The following is a 19,010-nucleotide window of genomic DNA, read 5'->3' on the forward strand; positions in this document are numbered from 1 at the left end:
AAGGCGTAAATATCAAAGTGTGTTTGTATGAGGCCCTGGGGCGCCCCATGCAACACGTAATTGGGACATAGCCTTTTCTTTTGCCTGCTATTTGCCCTAGAGGCGTGAAGTCAGTGGTGGTGCACGCTGGTCGCTGTTGGCGTGAGCAGATTGTGCAGCCACCGCGCTTTATGTTGTAGTAACAACTCTGTTGCTCATTTGCCTGTCGAGGCCTCTCGTGTCTGCATCCCTATCTAAACCCTGTTGTCTGCTGATGCTCACCCTGCTGCTGGTGGGCTGCGCCACCCCTTACGAGAGTGAAAAGTCATTCTGGAACGGCCAGACCGGTTTTTCCCAGACCCGGCTTGGCCCGGACAAGTGGCAACTGGAGTTTGTCGGCAACGATCTGGTGGACAGGGAGACTGCCCGCAAATATGTGCTCAAGCGGGCAGGGGAGCTGGCACTGGCAGAGGGTTACTCCTGGCTCAAGGTCGATGAGCTGACCATTAACCGCGATGCCGTCAGGGTGACCCCATCACGGCCGATCTTTGGCTTTGACGAGGATGAACCGGATCTCTTTATGGCCCAGATGCAGGTGCAGCATACCATCTCGGCGCTGCTCACTTTTCGCCTGTTGCCACGGGCACTCGATGAGCGAACTCTGAATGCGAAATATCTCGCCGAAATCAAAATAAACAGTGATTAATATTGGTGGTTTGCAAGATCCATATCACATACACCTAATGACAAGATAAAATTCTGGATAAAGCCTCTAGATTTACCCCCTGCTTTTAGGCATTCTCCCAGCATACCAGCCGCCAGGAATCAACGGCTCGGATCACAAAAACGGACTGTAGTGGCTCCCACGCCACTGTTTACGGCTTGCACCAATCAAAACCGGGACTCCCCCATGAAAATGAATAAACTGACGGTCGCCATCCTCATCTCCATGATGTTTGGCATCCTCACCGGCCAGGGCTATCGGATGTTTGCCGCAGATCAGGCTGCGGATTTCGCCAATAACATCACGATCCTGACCGATATCTTCCTGCGCCTGATCAAGATGATCATCGCTCCCCTGGTCTTCACCACCCTGGTGGTCGGTATCGCCAAGATGGGCGACACCCGCACCGTGGGTCGTATCGGTGCCAAGACCCTCGGCTGGTTCATGCTGGCCTCCCTGATGTCCCTGAGCCTGGGTCTGGTGATGGTGACCCTGATGCAGCCGGGTGTGGGTCTCTCGCTCTCCCTGCCCAATGACACCGCCAGCTCGGGTATTGCTGCCGGTGCCATTACCCTGAAAGATTTTGTGACCCACGCCATCCCCAAGAGCGTGGTCGAGGCGATGGCCACCAACGAGATCCTGCAGATCGTGGTCTTCTCCCTCTTCTTCGGTCTGGCTGCCGCCGCGCTCGGCGATCTGGCCAAGCCGGTAGTGGTGCTGATGGCCAGCGCTGCCGAGATCATGCTGAAAGTGACCGGCTATGTGATGAACTTTGCGCCGTTCGCGGTGTTTGGCGCCATCGCCGCCATGGTGGCCAAAGAGGGGCTGGGTATTCTGGTTACCTACGGCAGCTTTATGGCCCAGTTCTATATTGCGCTGGCCTGTCTCTGGCTGCTGCTGATCGCCATGGGCAGCGTCTTCCTGCGTGGTCGCGTCATCAAGCTGTTGGCGATGATCCGCGAACCCATCCTACTGGCCTTCTCGACCGCCAGCTCCGAAGCGGCCTATCCGAAGACCCTGGATCGTCTGGAGAAGTTCGGTTGTGACAAGCGCATCGCCAGCTTCGTGCTGCCGATGGGGTACTCCTTCAACCTCGACGGCTCCATGATGTACTGCACCTTCGCGGTGATGTTCATCGCCCAGGCGTATGGCATCGAGCTCTCCATGGCCCAGCAGATCACCATGCTGCTGCTGCTGATGGTCACCTCCAAGGGGATGGCCGGGGTACCGCGCGCCTCTCTGGTGGTGATTGCCGCCACCCTGAACCAGTTCCATATTCCGGAAGCGGGCATCCTGCTGCTGCTGGGGATCGACCACTTCCTCGACATGGGCCGCTCAGCCACCAACGTGCTGGGCAACGCCATCGCCGCCAGCGTGGTGGCCAAGACCGAAGACAGTCTGGGTGAAACCGTCGCGCTGGGCGAGAGTGAGCCAGCCAAAGCCTGATCACAACGCCATGAAAAATAAACAACAACGGCCCGCCAATGCGGGCCGTTGTTGTTTATGGCTCGTCTACACTGCTAGATAGTTTCCATCTGGAGTGTACGGTTATGAATATTGCTCGTCGACTGCAACTGATAGCGCTGTTGGTGATGCTGACGCTCATTTTTCTCAGTTGGTTCAGTATCAATCGCCTTGGGGCAGGCAACCGTGATTTGAGCTATGTGACGGACAATACGGTGCCCAGTATTTCGCTGATTAAGGAAGTGCAGGCGGTCTTCTATGAGCTGCACTCACGGGTGCAGAGCCATATCCTCAACACCGACAATGACAAGATGCAGCAGATAGAGACGGACATTGCCGATAAACGCAAACAGATTAATTCGTTGTTGGACAAATATAAGGCCGAGATGCTCTCCAATGACGAAGATCGCCGCCTGACCGACGATGATCAGCGCCTTATTGCGCAATATAATCAGGAGATAGACATGGTTCTGCAGCTCTCCAGACAAAACAAGAATGATGAAGCCAGGGACATGTTGGCGGGAGAAGCCACCAGCGTGTTCCAGCAGTTTGCCAAGGCAATCGAGCTTCACGTCAACTTCAATATGGATTTGGGACTGGCGCTCAAGAAGCAGGGTCAGGAGAACTACGACAACAGCCTGCAAACCCTGTTGTTTATCGCCGGTGGTGCCACCGTGCTGACGATGGGGCTGTTTGTCTGGTTGTTCAATCAGGTTGCCAATCCCCTTCGCACCGCCATGGATACCCTGACCCGGATCCAGTGTGACCTCAACTTTACCCTGAGAGCAGATGTAAAACAGCAGGATGAGATTGGCCTGACCCTCAATGCGGTCAACCGGCTGCTCGATACGCTGCTGCAGACATTTACCGAATTTTCCGTCGGCAGCTTGCAGATCAAGAGCACTGCCGAATCCCTCTCTCAAGCGGCGCAGCACCTCGCCAGCTCGGCCAGTCAGGCCAATGATGCTACCAGTCTGATCGCCGCCGGTGTGGAAGAGATGACTGTCAGCATCACAGATATCTCCCAGCGTACCCAGGAGACGAGCCGTATCACCAATGAGTCAGGGCAGCTGGCTAGCGAAGGAAGCAGAACCATAGATCGTACCGTTCATGCCATCAACGAGATCGCCGACTCCATTCGGCAGGCCTCGGCCGAGGTCATTGCGCTGGGTGAGGGCATTTCGCGCATTGGCGGTGTGGTCAACGTGATCCGTGATGTGGCGGGGCAGACCAACTTGCTGGCCTTGAACGCGGCCATTGAGGCGGCGAGGGCCGGGGAGTCCGGCCGTGGCTTTGCGGTGGTGGCAGATGAAGTGCGCAAACTGGCTGAGCGCACAGCCCAATCCACTCAGGAGATATCTGCCACTGTAGAGGCGATCCAGCAGGAGTCGAACAATACGGTCTCCCGCATGCATCTGGTGGAGGAGAAGGTGAGCCAGGGGGTCAACATGGCTACCGAGAGTGGCGCCATTATTGCCGAAATCCGCAGTGCGTCGCACCGGGTGATGGAGCAGGTGGGCGAGATCACCAATGCCATCCGCGAGCAGAGTTCGGCCGCCGAGTCGATCGCTCATCAGGTAGAGCAGATTGCTCAGGTCGTGCAGCAAACCAGCAGCACAGCGGAGGAGACCTCAGCCGCAGCCGAGGAGCTCAATGTCACCACCGAGAGCATCCACCAGCAGATATCCCGCTATCGCATTCAGTAACGCCGAGAGTTGTTATCCATACGCTATCCCCGCCAGCTAGCTGGCGGGGATTTTTTATATGGCCTGCTTAGAAGCCTGAGCCCGGTTGCTGCAAAAATGTCGCCTCTTCAGGTGTGCTGGTGCGACCCAGAATGTCGTTGCGGTGGGGGAAGCGGCCAAAGCGTTCGATGATCACCTGATGGCGGCGGGCAAAGTCGGCAAATCCGGCAAAGGTCGCCTGCGCCGGTGTGCCAGCTTGCTCGGCAGCCAGTGCCTCGAACACCGCCACACTTCTGGCCTGTTGTTCGCGGGATTCGGCATGCTCCAGCGGCAGATAGAAGAAGACCCGCTCCAGTGGTGAGAGGGATTTGTCCGCCCCGATGGACAGCCCTTTCAGGCAGAGATCCCGTGCCAGCGGATCCCGGGCAAAGGCTGCAGGCGTGCCGCGATGGATATTGCGGGGCAACTGGTCGAGCAGCAGGATCAGCGCCAGCCGACCGCTGGGGAGATCGGCCCAGTGGGCGAGACTGCCCTTGGCTGCGGCCTCTGCCTGCTCGCCAAAGCGGCTGGCCAGCAGGGCATCCGTTTCGCTGCTTTTTCCCCACCAGAGCGGGGCTTGCCGTGTGGCCCGCAGGACGTCATCGGCTTCGTCGCCAAACCAGAAATCGATCAGAGGTTGCCAGGGTTGCATGGGAACTCCTTGATGTGATTCAGAGGGAACCAGGAACAAATGGCTCAGGGGTGCTGCCGAAACGGCAGCTTCTCGTTACACTGTGCCATCTTTTGCCCGAAAGACGTAACCCCCCGATGGCGAGCGCCGGATTCTTGGCTCGGCCGATGATGGCCTGCCATCGCCATGAGGTGGCCCTCTTGACCCCGGTGGTTATCGGGACGTACACCTCTCTCCCGGGGTTGTTCTCACTGATATAAGGAATCTCTGATATGGCCGGAACCAGTTTGTTGGCCCTGCTCGACGATATCGCCAGCGTGCTTAATGACGTGGCGCTGATGACCAAGGTCGTGGTGAACAAGCGCGAGACATTTTTCGGGAAGACGTTTCTCACTGATATAAGGGATCTTTGATATGGCTGGAACCAGTTTGTTGGCCCTGCTCGATGATATCGCCAGCGTGCTTGATGACGTGGCACTGATGACCAAGATGGCGGCGAAGAAGACTGCGGGGGTGTTGGGGGATGATCTCGCCCTCAACGCGGAGCAGGTTTCCGGAGTGCGTGCCGAGCGGGAGCTGCCGGTGGTGTGGGCGGTGGCCAAGGGCTCATTTCGCAACAAGCTGATTCTGGTGCCCGCAGCCATCGCCATCAGTGCGCTGGTGCCCTGGCTTATCACGCCGCTCTTGATGTTGGGAGGTGCCTACCTCTGCTTTGAGGGGGCCGAGAAGCTGGCCCACAAGTTCCTGCCCCATGAGGCGAGTGAGGGTGAGGCACACACAGCTTCTATTCCCGATGATCTGGTGGCCTTCGAGCAACAGAAGGTGAAGGGGGCGATCCGCACCGATTTTATTCTCTCAGCCGAGATCATCGTCATCGCCCTTGGCACGGTACAGGGAGCAAGCCTCGCGCTGCAGCTCTCGGTAGTGGCAGGCATCGCCCTGCTGATGACCATCGGGGTCTACGGGTTGGTGGGGCTGATCGTCAAGCTCGATGACATCGGCCTGCATTTGCTGCAAAAGCCCGATGGCAGCGGCCTGCGCCGCGCGGTGGGGCAGGGACTGTTGGTGACGGCTCCCCGTCTGATGCACCTGCTGGCACTGGTCGGCACCATCGCCATGTTTATGGTGGGCGGCGGCATTCTGGTGCATGGCTGGCCCTTTGCCCATCACCTGATTGAAGGCGCAGCCGCTGTCGTTGCCACCCTGCCCACAGTAGGGGCCGTACTGGCGGCGGTGACGCCGACGCTGCTCAACGCCGTGGCCGGTGTGGTGGCGGGTCTGCTGCTGGTTGCCGTGATGACGCTGGTGAGCCGTCTTGCCCCGGCCAAGGGATAAGCGAGCTTGCGGGCCATTTTTTCTTTTTCCTCTCTTCATTTTTTGGCCTTCGGGCTGCCCGGTGTCGGACTTGCTGCCCGCAGGTCTGCTGCGCCTCCCGAGAAAGGCCTTTGCGAGAAGTTATGTATCAACAACTGTGGAATAATGACCATATCTACCCGGGCCTCGACAGCCCAGAGCTGGAAGCGGACATGCGCGCCGCCCGCCACGCGCTGGAAGAGCTGGCCAGCTATATGGCGGGTCTGGACGGGGTGCGCGGCGATGACGCAGCGCTGCAGGATTTCTTGCGGGAAGTGCGGCTGCGCGCCCGTGATATTCGCCATATCGGCTGGAACGTCGCCATTCTGGCCGCCTGCCGTGGCAGTCAGGATGCGCTGGATCCGCAGGCCAAACAGCTGGCGTCCCGTGCCCGCGCCCTTAATGCCGATCTGTTCAAGACGCTCGCGCCGGTGGAAGATCTGATGCTGGCGTTGCCGGAAGAGGAATTCGCCGCGCTGATGGTGGATCCGCTGCTCGGTGAGGAGGCGTACCGCCTGCGCCACGAGCGTCGTTTGCAGGATCAGCGCCTGCCGGTGGAGGCGGAGCAACTGGTGATCGGTCTGGGCACCGATGGCCTGCACGCCTGGGGCAACCTCTACAACGATCTGGTGGGCAAGATCCGCTTGACCATTGATGGCCGCGAGATGGGGCTGGCCGAGGCGAGCAATCTGCTCTCCAGCCCGGTGCGGGCATTGCGCCTTGAGGCGTTTGATGCCATCAGTGCTGGCTGGGAAGATGAGCAGGAGACGGTCGCCGCCATCCTCAATGCCATCAACGGCTGGCGGCTGGAGCTGGCCCGTCAGCGTGGCAAAACCCGTTTGCTCGATGCGCTGGATCTCTCCTGCCACCAGAGCCATATCGAGCGTGCCACCCTCGATGCCCTGATGAGCGAAACCTGGCGAGCCCGTGGGTTGGGCCAGCGTGCGCTGGAGCTGATGGCCGAGCGCCTTGGTCTCGACGATCTGGGGCCGGAGGATCTCTTTGCGCCGCCGCCTGCTTCCAGCAGCCGCGACATTCCTTTTGATGAGGCGATCGAGTTGATTGCCGATGCCTTTAGCCGTTTCGATCCCGAGATGGGGGCATTTGCCCGCATGATGGCCGAGAGGGGGTGGATTGATGCGGCGCCCACGCCAAATCGCCGCACCGGCGCCTACTGCACCAAGTTTGCCGAACCGGTCGAGCCACGGGTCTTTGTTACCTATGCTGGCACCATGGACAACGTCATTACCCTGGCCCATGAGCTGGGCCACGCCTGGCACAATTGGGTGATCCGCGATCTGCCGATGAGCCAGCGCAGCTACCCCATGACGCTGGCGGAGACCGCCTCCATCTTCGCCGAAACCCTGGTGCGCAGCGCCCTGTTCGAGCAGGCGCAAAGTCCGGAAGAGCAGCTGGCCATCGCCTGGGCTGAGGCCGACGGCGCGGCCACCTTCCTGGTCAATATCCCGGCTCGCTTCGATTTCGAGCAGGCCTTGGTGGCCGAGCGGGCGCAGGGTTATGTGTCGGCAGAGCGGCTCAAGACGTTGACCGACGAGGCGTGGGGACGCTGGTATGAGGGGAGCCTGACCCGCTATCACCCCATGTTCTGGGCGGCCAAGGCGCACTTCTCCATCGCGGGGCTGGGCTTTTACAACTATCCCTATCTGTTTGGTTATCTGTTTAGCCTCGGGGTCTATCAGCAGTTGATGAGCCGCAAGGCGGCGGGGGAAGAGGGCATTGCCAAGGCGTATCGCGCCTTGCTGCGCGATACCGGCCGGATGAGTGCCGAAGATCTGGTAGCCAAGCATCTGGGGCAGGATATCCGTGAGGCCGCTTTCTGGCAGGGGAGTCTGGCACAAGTAGCGCAGGCGGTAGAGCGCTTCGCGCAGTTGCCTGCCTGATTGGGTCAGCTGTGATATGAACAACAGGCCCCCGGACAGTCTCGCTGTCCGGGGGCCTGTTTGCTATGCCTGCTCTTGCTGCGGTTTGATGGGACCAACGAACAGAGGACGGGTCTGGTGAGTCAGATCCGGCTGATAGCCGTTGAAGAAGAGGTTGAGCAGCACCGAACTGATGGTGGCCAGCAGGATACCGCTATGAAAAAGCGGTTGTAGCTGCGCCGGAAGCTGTTGGAAAAAATTCCCGGAGACCGTCGGGATCATGCCAATTCCGAGACTGATGGCGACGATATAGAGGTTGTGGCGGTTGCTGTTGTAATCGGTGCGCGCCAGGATGCGGATCCCGGTTGCCAGCACCATGCCGAACATCACGATGCCGGCGCCCCCCAGTACGAAGGGCGGGATGGAGGCGACCAGCACCGACATCTTGGGGATGAGGCCAAAGGCGAGCAGGATCCCCCCCGACATCACGCAGACCCAGCGACTCGATACCCCGGTCACGCTCACCAGACCGATATTCTGGGAGAAGGAGGTGTGGGGGAAGCTGTTGAATATCCCACCAATAATGGTGCCGATGCCATCCACCCGCAGCCCGCGCACGATATCACCGCGTCTGGCCGGATGGCCGACGATGTCGCCAAGGGCCAGAAACATCCCCATCGACTCGATAAAGGTGATGAGCATGATCACCGTCAGGGTGGCGATGGAGATGGGATCGAAGGTGGGCCAGCCGAAGGCGAAGGGCACTATGGGGGCAAACCAGGCTGCCTCGCCGAGGCCATCGAGGCTCACTTCGCCCATGGCGATGGCCACCACGAAACCGAAGATGATCCCGAGCAGCACCGAGATATTGCTGAAAAAGCCCTTGGTGAAGCGGGTCACCAGCAGGATAAAGACGAGCACCAGAAAGCTGGTGCCGATATAGCGCAGGCTGCCATATTCCGGATTGCCCTTGCCCCCCGCCATCCAGTCGATCCCCACTTGCATGATGCTGATCCCGATGGAGGTGATAACCACCCCGGTCACTACGGTGGGGAAGAGCGGCATCAACCTACCTATCAGCGGCACCAGCAGGGTCGAGATGATACCGGCTGCAATGGTGGCGCCGAAGATGCCCGTCAGCCCCAGATCCGGGTTGGCTCCGATGGCCAGCATCGGCATCACGGCGGCAAAGGTGACCGACATGATGACCGGCAGCCGGATCCCGGCAAAGCGGCCAATCCCGACACATTGCAGCAGGGTGACGATGCCGCAGCAGAAGAGATCCGAACTGATAAGGTAGGAGATTTGATCCTTGGGCAGCCCCAGACTGCCGCCAATCACCAGCGGCACCGCCACGGCGCCGGCGTACATCACCAGCACATGTTGCAGGCCGAGGGTAAAGAGTTGGCCCATGGGGAGCATGCGCTCCACTTCATCCACCGGGCGCTTGCGCGCACCCGGTCGGGGGGAGGGGGGATTGGTCTCGTTCATGAACAGATCACTCCTTGAAGCCCGCGCAACTGCTGCAGGCAAGATAGTGAAAGCCGCAGCTTTCCCGGTCATTGATCTCGTGTATTGACAGAGGTGCCAGATCCCTCGGCAGTAGTGAGAGGGATCCGGTGCAGCACGGGTCAGTGCACAAAACATGCACAACGCCACTCACGAGAGAAAACGTTTGGCGATAACGCCTTGTTTTTGCGAAATGAGTCACATACCGGCCAGATAAGTGTCCGGCTGCTGGCAGGGGAAGGAGGTGAGGGCATCTCAGATTGGTAAGGGGTTTATCATTATTGGTCTGGCGATCTCACTTTGATAGCCGGGCACCATAACGTTGCTCGCAATGCGCCCGTCTTCATGTGACGGCGCTCGCGGGCTGCTGGGCGCAATCGGGGGCGGGGGCGTGATCCAAAGCAAGAAAGTTGGATGTTTTGGTGGCGCGCATGGCCGCCGCTGGGGTAGTTTCGATAAAACCGACACAGATCCTGAGGTCTTATCCATGATCATCTATCTGCATGGCTTTGATGCCACCAGCCCAGGCAATCACGAGAAAGTGCTGCAGTTGCAGTTTATTGATGATGATGTGCGTTTCGTGCACTACAGCACGGTTCACCCCCGTCATGATATGAGCCATCTGCTCAAGGAAGTGAAAAAACAGCTCGATATGAGTACCGATCCCAAACCGCTGATCTGCGGCGTGGGTCTTGGTGGCTACTGGAGCGAGCGGATCGGCTTTCTGTGCGGCATTCGCCAGGTGATCTTCAACCCCAACCTCCATCCTGAAGAGAACATGCAGGGCAAGATCGACCGGCCGGAAGAATATGACGATATTGGCACCAAGTGTGTAACTGAATTTCGTAAGAAAAATTCAGGAAACTGCCTGTGTATCCTTTCCGTTCAGGATGAAGTGCGCGATAATCGGGACACTGAACGTGAATTGAAGAACTATTACGACATCGTGTGGGATGAGCGCGAGACTCATAAGTTCAAAAATATCTCGCATCATCTGCAGCGGATGAAGGCCTTCAAAGAAGCCTGATCCATCACGTCGACCGATTTCGTTTTAGGGAGCCAATGGCTCCCTTTCGTTTTGAGGAACCGAGGAAAATCATCATGATGAATATTGTCGTTGTAGGCGGCGGCGCCGGTGGCCTGGAGCTGGCCACCAGTCTGGGTCGCAAGCTTGGCAAGAAGAACAAGGCCAAGATCACTCTGGTCGATCGCAACCGCACCCACCTGTGGAAACCCCTGCTGCACGAAGTGGCCACCGGCTCCATGGACGCGGGCATCGATGCCCTGAGCTACCAGTCTCACGCCAAGAACCACGGTTTCGACTTCCAGCTCGGCACCCTGACCGACATCAAGCGTGACGATAAACGCATCGTGCTGGCCCCGATCCACGACGACAATGGCGACATCGTGGTCAACGAGCGCGAACTGCCCTACGACTATCTGGTGATGGCCATCGGTTCTGTCTCCAACGACTTCAACACCAAGGGCATCAAGGATCACTGTATTTTCCTCGATAGCCCCTCCCAGGCGCACCGTTTCCACAACAGCATGATGAACCGCTTCCTGCAGTTCGCCACCGAATATAAGCCGGGCGACAAGGTGAAGATTGCCATCGTCGGCGGCGGCGCAACCGGCGTCGAGCTCTCTGCCGAGCTCTACAATGCGGTCGAGCAGCTCTACGCCTACGGCTTCAAGAACCTCACCACCGACAGCCTGAAGGTGACCCTGGTGGAAGCGGGCCCGCGCATTCTGCCGGCTCTGCCGGAGCGCATCAGCGGCGCCGCCCATCAGGAGCTGGTCAAGCTGGGTGTGGACGTGCGTACCGCCACCATGATCACCGAAGCGACCAGCGACGGTCTGCACACCAAGGATGGCGAGCTGATTGAAGCGGATCTGATGGTGTGGGCGGCCGGTATCAAGGCACCTGACTTCATGAAGGATATCGCTGGTCTTGAGACGAACCGCATCAACCAGCTGGTGGTGAAAGAGACCCTGCAGACTACCCGTGACGAGAGCATCTTCGTTATCGGTGACTGCGCTGCCTGCCCGCAGCCGGATGGCAAGTTTGTGCCGCCGCGCGCCCAGTCTGCCCACCAGATGGCCAGCCAGGCGTTCAAGAACATTCTGGCCAAGATGAACGGCGGCGAGATGAAGCCCTACCTCTACCACGACCACGGTTCGCTGGTCTCCCTCAGCCGCTTCTCCACCGTGGGCAGCCTGATGGGCAACCTGATGCGTGGATCCATGATGGTCGAGGGCTACATTGCCCGTCTGGTCTACATCTCCCTCTACCGGATGCACCAGATCGCCCTGCACGGCTATGTCAAGACCGGCCTCATCATGCTGGTGGGTCGCATCAACCGTGTGCTGCGTCCGACCCTGAAGCTGCACTAAGCCAAGGTTTGACAGAATTCGGAATACCAAAAGGAGAGGCGATGACCTCTCCTTTTTTATGGGCGCAGATCAGGAAAGAGAGCGTTACTTGCCCAGATAGGTACGGTCGAAGAAGGTATTGACCCAGTGAGGGCGGTAGATGGCCAGCACCGTCATCGCCATGCCGTTGAGCAGGGCTTCGGGGAACAACAGCAGTGGCCAGATGGAGAGGTAATCCGCCGTGATGGTGTGCCAGGGGTAGCTGTCACTCAGCCCCATCAGCAACGCACTGGCGGCCACCTTGACCGAGATGGTGATGGCGCCGCCGAGAAAGGCGGCCACGAAGATATAGACAAAGAGATGGCGCGGCAGCCAGGCCCAGCTGGCCAGAAACAGCAGCCAGCTGGTGGCTACCGGCAGGGCGATGCCAACCAGTGCCTGCCAGCCAAAATCGGCCAGATTGGTGACACCGAAGTAACCGAGCACCAGCAGGGTCAGGCAGGGGGCGAGCAACGCCAGTCGCCAGCCCAGCAGCAGGGTGAGGGAGGTGAGCCCGAGAAAATGGACCTCCAGCCCCTCATGCAGACCGGCCCTTAGATACCAGAGCGGCACCAGCGCGATGGCACTCCCCAGCAGCAGGTGCTGATAGAGGGGGTTGTCATAGAGGGTTTGCCACAGGGAGCGGCGCAGGCTGAAGGCCAGCAGTACCAGCCAGATCAGGAGGGCGGCGAGTTGTCCTTCACTCATCTTGTCGTCCATTTATGCAGTAGAGTCCGGGCGGTCTTCCCGACCGCCCATAGCAGAGCAGGCTGACGAGTCAGCCTGCTTTTACCATCAATATTTGACGTTGTTGTGGTACTTGCCGAGGATGCCCTTGACCCGTTCCATGGTCTCCTTGCTGGGGGGCTTGATCCCGCTCAGCTCGTACGGATCGCCCAGCACGTCCCACTTGTGTTTGCCCAGCTCATGGTAGGGGAGCAGCTCCACCTTCTCCACGCTCTCGCCCAGCTCGGCGATGAACTGGCCCAGCCCTTCGGCGCTCTCGTCGTCGTCGCTCCAGGTCGGCACCACCACGTAGCGGATCCACATGGTCTTGCCTTTGGCTGCCAGATAGCGGGCAAACTCCAGGGTGTATCTGTTGCTGACGTGGGTCAGCGGAATGTGTTTCTCGTCATTGATCTGTTTGATGTCGAGCAGCACCAGATCGGTCTGGTCGAGCAGCTTGTCCACCTGTTCGTCGAGATGACGGACGAAGCCGTTGGTGTCGAGACAGGTGTGGATCCCTTTCTCTTTGCAGGCGGTAAAGAGTTCGGTAATGAAAGCCGGTTGCAGCATGGCTTCACCGCCGGACGCTGTCACGCCACCGCCGGAGGCATTCATGAAGTGGCGATAGCTGGTGATGTCACTCATCAACTCCGGTACGGTCACTTCGCGGCCACCTTCGGTATCCCAGGTATCGCGGTTGTGGCAGTACTTGCAGCGCATCAGGCAGCCTTGCATGAATACGATAAAGCGTATTCCCGGGCCATCGACAGTGCCGCAGGTTTCGACGGAATGGATCCGGCCAACGGTGCCGTGAGCTCCGGCTGGCTGGCTGATTTCAACGGCTGGGATCCGATTAATGACAGACATAAACAACTCCAACGATTCGAGCAGGCCGTTATTTTATTACATAAACCCCTATTGATCCTACACCTTTAGTCCGGTGCCCGGCTGCCAAGCAGCTGCTCCAGCCCCTTGACTGTGAGCGGCCGACTGGTGAGAAACCCTTGATAATGCTGGCATCCCAGCGCTTTGAGGATGGCCAGCTGCGCCTCCTCTTCCACCCCTTCGGCGGTGACGGTAAAACGGAAGACCTGGGCCAGATCGAGTATCGCCTTGACGATGGCTCTGTCCTGTTCGCTGTGTACCAGGGTCTGAATGAAGCTTCTGTCCAGCTTCACCTCATCGGCGGGCAGATCCCGCAGATAGGCCAGCGACGAGTAGCCGGTACCGAAGTCATCGATGGAGATGAGGATGCCGAGCTCCTTGAGCTGGCGCATTCGGGCAATACTCTCCTGCCTATTCTCCAATACTACAGATTCGGTCACCTCCAGCAGCAGGCGGGAGGGGGGCACACCGGTGTCGCGCAAGATGTACTCCACCTGTTGTACGAAGCCTTGGGTGTGGAACTGGCGGGCACTGACGTTGACCGACAGATGGGGGATCTGCAGGCCACGGTTGAGCCAGAAGCTGTATTGGGCACAGGCGGTCTTCATCACCCAGTAGCCGATCTCGAGGATCAGGCTGGTCTCTTCGGCGATGGGGATAAACTCCCCGGGCGGCACCATGGTGCCGTCGCTGCGCTGCCAGCGCAGCAGCGCCTCGATACCCGACAGCGAGCCATTGTCGACCCGGTATTGCGGTTGGTAGTGGAGTTGCAGCTCGTGGTGACGCAGGGCATCGCGCAGCTCATTGGTTAGGGTCAGCCGGTTCTTCTCATGCTGGGCCATCGCCTCGGTAAAGAAGACGTAGTGGCCCTGACCGGCGCGCTTGGCCATGTGGGTTGCGGTGTCGGCCTGTTGCATCAGGACCAGATGATCCGTCTCGTTGCCGGAGAAGAGGCTGATCCCCACCGAGGCGCTGCAGTGCAGTTTGTGATCGCCGATGTCGAACGGGGTGCGAAACAGCCCCATCAGCTCGCGGGCGAAGTGCTCTGCCAGAATTTTGGCGGTGACTTCCCCTTGTCCCAGCTGGGTAAAGAGCAGGGCAAACTCATCCCCCGAGATACGCGCCTGCACCAGATTGTCCTGGGGCAGCTCCCTGAAACGCTGCACCACGGCCTGCAGCAACAGATCGCCGCAGGCGTGACCGAGGGAGTCGTTGATCGACTTGAAGTTGTCGAGATCCACCAGCAGCAGGGCGCCCCACTGGCCGTTGGTGGCGCTCAGGGTCTGCTGCAAAATATGGTTGAGGCTGCGCCGGTTGTGCAGACCGCAGAGATCGTCGTAGTAGGCGAGCTGCTCGATATGTCTGGCCGCCTCTTTTTCCTGGGTGATGTCGTAGAAGCTGCAGATGAAGTGGCTGAGCTCCCCCTGCTCATCCTTGACGCCGTTCACCATCAAGCGAACCGGAAAGAGGTGACCATCCTTGTGCAGGCAGCGCTCCTCCCCAAGCCAGAACTCCTGCTCGTTGACGGTGCGGCTGACATCCTCCTTGAGATGATCCCCGTAGTAGGTGGGGCGCAGCTTGCGAATGGAGTGACCGATCACCTCTACCTCGCCAAATCCGGTGATCCGGCTGAAGGAGTGGTTGACCTTGAGGATGATGCCGTTGTGATCCATCACGATCAGCCCATCGTGGGTATTAAAGGCTACCTCGGCCAGTCGCAGGGCATCGTCGGTGGCGAGGCGCTTGAGTTCGATGGCGGCCCGCTCGTGCTGGCTGCTCAATAGATCCAGCAGCTGTTCGGGCTCCTCAAGGGGGGTATCGAGCAGCAGGGTGATCTGGCCAATGGGGGCGCCGCTCTGGCCATGGAGCGGAATGCCGATGTAGGCGCTGGCATTGAGAGCAAGCAGCCGGGTCGCTTTGGGATAGCGCACGGGCAGATCTTCCACATAGATGGCCTGACCATGCTGGAACAGCTCCTGAGCGGGGCCGGGGTCGAGCTGGATGGGCTTGAGGGTGGAGCAGATCTCCTCGTTGATGACGCAGCGGGGGATGATCCAGAGATCCTGACCGCGGGGTTGGAACTCGCCGATCCAGCCCACCCGGGCACCGCTGGCGCTCATGGCCCAGCTTACCAGCGTCTTGCAGTAGTCGATGCCGGTCTGCTGGTGCAGTTCGGGCGGGAGGGCCAGCTCGGCGCGGTGCTCTTCCGGTTGCCAGTGGCCGAGCAGCTGGGCGCTGCTGCGCACCAGCTGCAACATCTCCTCGCTAAGCGGGGTGGGATCGAGATATTCCAGACTCAGCACCCCGAACAGCTTGTCCTGCTCCAGCAGGGCACCATCGAGGCGTGAGCGCACACCGGCACTGGTCAGATAGAGGTGATTGCTCAGCATCGGCTGGTGGGCGGCCTCCGAGAAACTCAACGCTTTGCGGGTACGCAGGGCGCGGATATAGCGGCTGTCACCACGAATGGGGTAGAGCGCCTCGACCCCCAGGGTGAACACAGGGGTGAGTTGCTCGCTGCCGAGATCACCGTTGGCCTGATAGTGCCAGAGGATGAGCCGATCGGCCCCCAAACTCTCTTTAAGGGCCTCTAGCAGGGGCGCATACTGTTGCTGGCTCGCCATCTGGCTGAGGCGCGGCAGTTGCAATGCCAGATCGGCGATGGGCTCCTGGCGAAGGTTCTGCAGACAGATGAGCCAGAAGCCATCCTGCTCGTGGGCGAGGGCGATATGCCACAACTGGCTGGCAAAGCGCACGGTGATCTTGCCGCCATGGCCGTTGGCCAACAGTTGTTCGATGGGCAGGCGCAGGGCATCGGGCAGCTGGGCAGGCCAGGGGGCGCGCGGTTCGTCGAGCCAGTAGAGCGGGGTTTGCATCACGTCGGTCAGGGCGACCAGCCGTTGACTGCGCAGGTCCAGACGGAAAAAGAGCGGCGTCTGGAGGGCAGGAGGAAGATGACTGAGTGCGGTAGACGACATGAACAAACAACATCCTGTTAAGCAACCGTCGGGGTTGCAAGAATACTGCAAAATGGTGTGAAACAAAATTTCATTGAACTCTAAATTAGAAAAGCCTAATTTATTGCCCATTATCATGTATGAGGAGTCTTGCAGATGAAACGGATCCTGATTATCGGTGGTGTCGCGGGGGGCGCATCGGCGGCGGCTCGTGCTCGTCGTTTGAGTGAAGAGGCAGAGATCGTGATGTTCGAGCGGGGCGAGTTTGTCAGCTTCGCCAACTGCGGTCTGCCCTATCACATCGGGGGCGATATCCCCGACCGGGATGCCTTGCTGCTGCAGACTCCCCAGAGTTTCAAGCGCCGTTTCAACGTCGATGTGCGGGTCTTCCACGATGTGATTGAGATCGACAAGGCGGGCAAGACCTTGCTGGTGCGCAACCTGCAAACCGGTGAAGAGCAGCGCGAGCATTACGATGTGCTGCTGCTGAGCCCGGGGGCGGCGCCGATCCGTCCTCCCTTCCCCGGTATCGACAGCCCCCATGTCTATACCCTGCGCAACATCCCGGACATGGATCGCATTCTGGCGGCCCTGCATCACGATCAGCCACGCCACGTCACCGTGGTGGGCGGCGGCTTTATCGGGCTGGAGATGATGGAGGCGCTGCACCAGCGCAAGCTGGATGTCACATTGCTGGAGCTGGCCGATCAGGTGATGGCGCCGGTGGACAAGGAGATGGCCAACATGCTCCATGCCCGCATCCGGGAAGAGGGGATCGACCTTCGCCTGCGCACCGGCCTCACCGCCATCGAGAGTCTGGATCTGCCTGCCGAGAAGACCTCCGCCGTGCCGACCGCCAAAAGTGGTGGCCTGCGCCTGACCCTCAATGACGGCTCCCATCTTGATACTGGTCTCTTGATCCTCGCCATCGGCGTCAAACCGGAAACCCTGCTCGCCGCCAAGGCTGGGCTGGAGCTGGGGCCGCGCGGCGGCATCAAGGTCGATGCCGGGATGCGTACCTCGGATCCCTTTATCTATGCGGTGGGGGATGCGGTGGAGGAGATTGACTTCGTCACCGGCGAATCTGTGCTGATCCCGCTGGCAGGCCCGGCCAACCGGCAGGGACGCATCGCCGCCGACAATATGCTGGGCCGAAGCGAAACCTACAAGAAGACGCAAGGGACCGCCATCTGCAAGCTGTTCGATCTGGCGGTAGCCAGCACCGGCCTCAACGAGAAGCGACTGGTGCAACTGGGATTGCCGTTCGAGAAGGTTTATGTCCACCCGGGCAGCCACGCCGGTTACTACCCGGGTGCCCACCCGGTCAGCCTCAAGCTGCTGTTTGCCCCGGATGGCAAGATTTATGGCGCCCAGGCCATCGGCAAGGATGGCATCGACAAGCGCATCGATGTGCTGGCGGTAGCCCAGCGTGCCGGTCTCACCGTGTTTGACCTGCAGGATCTGGAGCTTACCTATGCGCCGCCGTTCGGGTCGGCCAAGGATGTGATCAACATGGCGGGCTTTGTGGCAAGCAACCACCTGAAGGGGGACACCCTGCTCTGCCACGTGGCCGAGGTACAGGCTCGTAACCCCCATCAGCTGGTGGTGGATGTGCGCAATGGCCCCGAGCTCGACAAGCTGGGCCGCATTCCGGGGGCGCTGCATATCCCCCTCGACGAGTTGCGTGGCCGCCTCCATGAGCTGCCCAAAGAGAAAGAGCTGCTGATCAGCTGTCAGGTCGGGCTGCGTGGTCACGTCGCTTGCCGCCTGCTGAGTCAGCACGGCTTTAAAGTGAAGAATCTCTCCGGCGGCTTCAAAACCTGGCAGATGGCCACCGCCGAGTAACCGTTTTATTTCTGTGCCTGTTTGCCCCTCTCCCTTGTGCGTGCAAGATGAGGGGCTTTTTGTTTCTGCTTTTCGCCCTTCTTGCATTCCCCTCGTTGCTGCAATATTTCGACACACTTTATTTCCTGTGCCGGACAAAATTAACGTTTTGTTCAGGGGATGGGTGCTATAACCCCTGCCTCGTTCATGATGAACCGTGTAGTAGGGAGAGTGACATGCTGGATATGCTGATGGCCATTTGGCATCAGGATTTTGACGCCCTGGTTCAGATGCAGGCGGTCCCCCTGTTGATCAGTTGCCTGATGCTGGTACTGCTGCTGGAGTCCGCATTCGTCTTCCTGCCCCTGCCGGGGGACAGCCTGGTACTGCTGGCCGGTGGGTTGGTGGGCATGGGGGTGTTTGGCCCCGAAGTGACTCTTGTCTATCTGCCGTTGGCTGCGGGCATAGGTTCCGTGCTCGCCTACTGGCAGGGACGGGCACTGCAGCGCACCCGCTTTATGGATCATATCGAACGAATGTTGCCTCCCGACAGCCTGCCCAAGGCGACCCGGCTGCTGAAAAAGTACGGTTTTCTGGCGATGTTCTCCTCCCGTTTTATCCCGTTCGTACGGGTACTGACCCCCATGCTGATGGGGATTGGCCGCCTGAGCGTGCTGCGGATGTGCGTGGCCAGCTTTGCCAGTGCCTTTATGTGGGCGCTCTGCCTCAGTTTGGTGGGCAAGCTGGCGATGAATACCCCCTTCTTTCTCCACCACAGCGAACTGTTGACCCGGGCCCTGCTGATTACCTCGCTGGTGCTGTTTCTGGCGGCCGTCATGGCCATCCTGTTTCGCTGGTTCAAAGGCGGAGCGAAAAACGAGACCAGCCACGACTAAATGACAACCCTTGCTGCACTGGATCTGTGGGCATGGGGGTTATCGT

Annotated in this window: 15 protein-coding genes; 10 read left to right on the forward strand and 5 right to left on the reverse strand. The window is 59.5% G+C overall.

Annotated features, from left to right (window positions below; translation table 11 throughout):
- The first annotated feature begins 217 nt into the window (after window positions 1-217).
- The 3 genes from G5332_RS17265 to G5332_RS17275 all read left to right on the forward strand — a co-directional run bounded on the left by G5332_RS17265 (window position 218) and on the right by G5332_RS17275 (window position 3,873).
- Window positions 218-685, forward strand: a complete 468-nt coding sequence (locus G5332_RS17265) for a CC0125/CC1285 family lipoprotein (protein WP_421173031.1) — start codon at window positions 218-220, stop codon at window positions 683-685.
- A 204-nt stretch (window positions 686-889) separates the two neighbouring features.
- Entirely contained in the window at window positions 890-2,149 is a 1,260-nt protein-coding gene (locus tag G5332_RS17270) for a dicarboxylate/amino acid:cation symporter (RefSeq protein ID WP_005334018.1), read from the forward strand.
- A 104-nt stretch (window positions 2,150-2,253) separates the two neighbouring features.
- Complete coding sequence (locus G5332_RS17275; protein WP_421173032.1) at window positions 2,254-3,873, forward strand: methyl-accepting chemotaxis protein; 1,620 nt, start codon at window positions 2,254-2,256, stop codon at window positions 3,871-3,873.
- Window positions 3,874-3,940: 67 nt separating this feature from the next.
- On the opposite strand, the gene G5332_RS17280 is transcribed toward G5332_RS17275, so the two are convergent.
- Window positions 3,941-4,543, reverse strand: coding sequence for a DUF924 family protein (locus G5332_RS17280; RefSeq protein WP_421249881.1), 603 nt, complete (start codon window positions 4,541-4,543; stop codon window positions 3,941-3,943).
- Between the two features lie 251 nt (window positions 4,544-4,794).
- Here G5332_RS17280 and G5332_RS17285 point away from each other — a divergent pair, with 251 nt between their 5' ends.
- From G5332_RS17285 to G5332_RS17295, 3 genes are all read left to right on the forward strand, one after another.
- The gene (locus tag G5332_RS17285) at window positions 4,795-4,935 is read left to right on the forward strand and encodes a hypothetical protein (RefSeq protein ID WP_421173034.1); all 141 of its coding nucleotides are present in this window, start codon (window positions 4,795-4,797) and stop codon (window positions 4,933-4,935) included.
- A gap of 1 nt (window position 4,936) precedes the next feature.
- Window positions 4,937-5,857: a DUF808 domain-containing protein gene (locus G5332_RS17290; RefSeq protein ID WP_421173035.1), complete on the forward strand. Its 921-nt coding sequence runs from the start codon at window positions 4,937-4,939 to the stop codon at window positions 5,855-5,857.
- A gap of 122 nt (window positions 5,858-5,979) precedes the next feature.
- A complete protein-coding gene (locus G5332_RS17295) occupies window positions 5,980-7,776 on the forward strand; it encodes a M3 family oligoendopeptidase (RefSeq protein ID WP_421249882.1) in 1,797 nt (598 codons plus the stop codon).
- 63 nt (window positions 7,777-7,839) lie between these two features.
- Here G5332_RS17295 and G5332_RS17300 read toward each other — a convergent pair whose 3' ends face one another.
- Window positions 7,840-9,246 (reverse strand): nucleobase:cation symporter-2 family protein, encoded by a 1,407-nt coding sequence (locus G5332_RS17300; RefSeq protein WP_005353050.1) that lies wholly within the window; start codon window positions 9,244-9,246, stop codon window positions 7,840-7,842.
- Between the two features lie 505 nt (window positions 9,247-9,751).
- Between G5332_RS17300 and ycfP the strand changes: the two genes are divergently transcribed.
- On the forward strand, window positions 9,752-10,291 hold the full coding sequence (ycfP, locus tag G5332_RS17305) for an alpha/beta hydrolase YcfP (RefSeq protein ID WP_005334000.1): 540 nt from the start codon (window positions 9,752-9,754) through the stop codon (window positions 10,289-10,291).
- A 74-nt stretch (window positions 10,292-10,365) separates the two neighbouring features.
- Window positions 10,366-11,658: an NAD(P)/FAD-dependent oxidoreductase gene (locus tag G5332_RS17310; protein ID WP_421173037.1), complete on the forward strand. Its 1,293-nt coding sequence runs from the start codon at window positions 10,366-10,368 to the stop codon at window positions 11,656-11,658.
- 84 nt (window positions 11,659-11,742) lie between these two features.
- Here the strand turns inward: G5332_RS17310 and G5332_RS17315 are convergent, their stop codons facing one another.
- The 3 genes from G5332_RS17315 to G5332_RS17325 form a co-directional block, all read right to left on the reverse strand.
- Entirely contained in the window at window positions 11,743-12,384 is a 642-nt protein-coding gene (locus G5332_RS17315) for an energy-coupling factor ABC transporter permease (RefSeq protein WP_257699128.1), read from the reverse strand.
- An 87-nt stretch (window positions 12,385-12,471) separates the two neighbouring features.
- Window positions 12,472-13,269 carry a pyruvate formate lyase 1-activating protein gene (gene pflA / locus G5332_RS17320; protein ID WP_005333994.1) on the reverse strand — a complete coding sequence of 266 codons (798 nt, stop codon included), beginning with the start codon at window positions 13,267-13,269 and terminating at the stop codon, window positions 12,472-12,474.
- A 65-nt stretch (window positions 13,270-13,334) separates the two neighbouring features.
- Window positions 13,335-16,265 (reverse strand): EAL domain-containing protein, encoded by a 2,931-nt coding sequence (locus G5332_RS17325; RefSeq protein WP_421249884.1) that lies wholly within the window; start codon window positions 16,263-16,265, stop codon window positions 13,335-13,337.
- 135 nt (window positions 16,266-16,400) lie between these two features.
- Here G5332_RS17325 and G5332_RS17330 point away from each other — a divergent pair, with 135 nt between their 5' ends.
- Both G5332_RS17330 and G5332_RS17335 read left to right on the forward strand, forming a co-directional pair.
- Window positions 16,401-18,089, forward strand: coding sequence for an FAD-dependent oxidoreductase (locus tag G5332_RS17330; RefSeq protein WP_005344666.1), 1,689 nt, complete (start codon window positions 16,401-16,403; stop codon window positions 18,087-18,089).
- Window positions 18,090-18,304: 215 nt separating this feature from the next.
- Window positions 18,305-18,964 carry a DedA family protein gene (locus G5332_RS17335; RefSeq protein ID WP_005353037.1) on the forward strand — a complete coding sequence of 220 codons (660 nt, stop codon included), beginning with the start codon at window positions 18,305-18,307 and terminating at the stop codon, window positions 18,962-18,964.
- The last annotated feature ends 46 nt before the right edge of the window (window positions 18,965-19,010 follow it).

Source organism: Aeromonas sp. 603757 (genome assembly GCF_049171255.1).
Taxonomy (GTDB): Bacteria; Pseudomonadota; Gammaproteobacteria; order Enterobacterales; family Aeromonadaceae; genus Aeromonas; species Aeromonas veronii_A.

Coding starts and splice junctions, on each gene's coding strand:
- G5332_RS17335 (WP_005353037.1), top strand. CDS start 18,305: ATGCTGGATATGCTGATGGCCATTTGGCATCAGGATTTTGACGCCCTG.
- G5332_RS17315 (WP_257699128.1), bottom strand. CDS start 12,384: ATGAGTGAAGGACAACTCGCCGCCCTCCTGATCTGGCTGGTACTGCTG.
- G5332_RS17290 (WP_421173035.1), top strand. CDS start 4,937: ATGGCTGGAACCAGTTTGTTGGCCCTGCTCGATGATATCGCCAGCGTG.
- G5332_RS17270 (WP_005334018.1), top strand. CDS start 890: ATGAAAATGAATAAACTGACGGTCGCCATCCTCATCTCCATGATGTTT.
- G5332_RS17280 (WP_421249881.1), bottom strand. CDS start 4,543: ATGCAACCCTGGCAACCTCTGATCGATTTCTGGTTTGGCGACGAAGCC.
- pflA (WP_005333994.1), bottom strand. CDS start 13,269: ATGTCTGTCATTAATCGGATCCCAGCCGTTGAAATCAGCCAGCCAGCC.
- G5332_RS17295 (WP_421249882.1), top strand. CDS start 5,980: ATGTATCAACAACTGTGGAATAATGACCATATCTACCCGGGCCTCGAC.
- G5332_RS17300 (WP_005353050.1), bottom strand. CDS start 9,246: ATGAACGAGACCAATCCCCCCTCCCCCCGACCGGGTGCGCGCAAGCGC.
- G5332_RS17325 (WP_421249884.1), bottom strand. CDS start 16,265: ATGTCGTCTACCGCACTCAGTCATCTTCCTCCTGCCCTCCAGACGCCG.
- G5332_RS17310 (WP_421173037.1), top strand. CDS start 10,366: ATGATGAATATTGTCGTTGTAGGCGGCGGCGCCGGTGGCCTGGAGCTG.
- G5332_RS17285 (WP_421173034.1), top strand. CDS start 4,795: ATGGCCGGAACCAGTTTGTTGGCCCTGCTCGACGATATCGCCAGCGTG.
- ycfP (WP_005334000.1), top strand. CDS start 9,752: ATGATCATCTATCTGCATGGCTTTGATGCCACCAGCCCAGGCAATCAC.
- G5332_RS17330 (WP_005344666.1), top strand. CDS start 16,401: ATGAAACGGATCCTGATTATCGGTGGTGTCGCGGGGGGCGCATCGGCG.
- G5332_RS17275 (WP_421173032.1), top strand. CDS start 2,254: ATGAATATTGCTCGTCGACTGCAACTGATAGCGCTGTTGGTGATGCTG.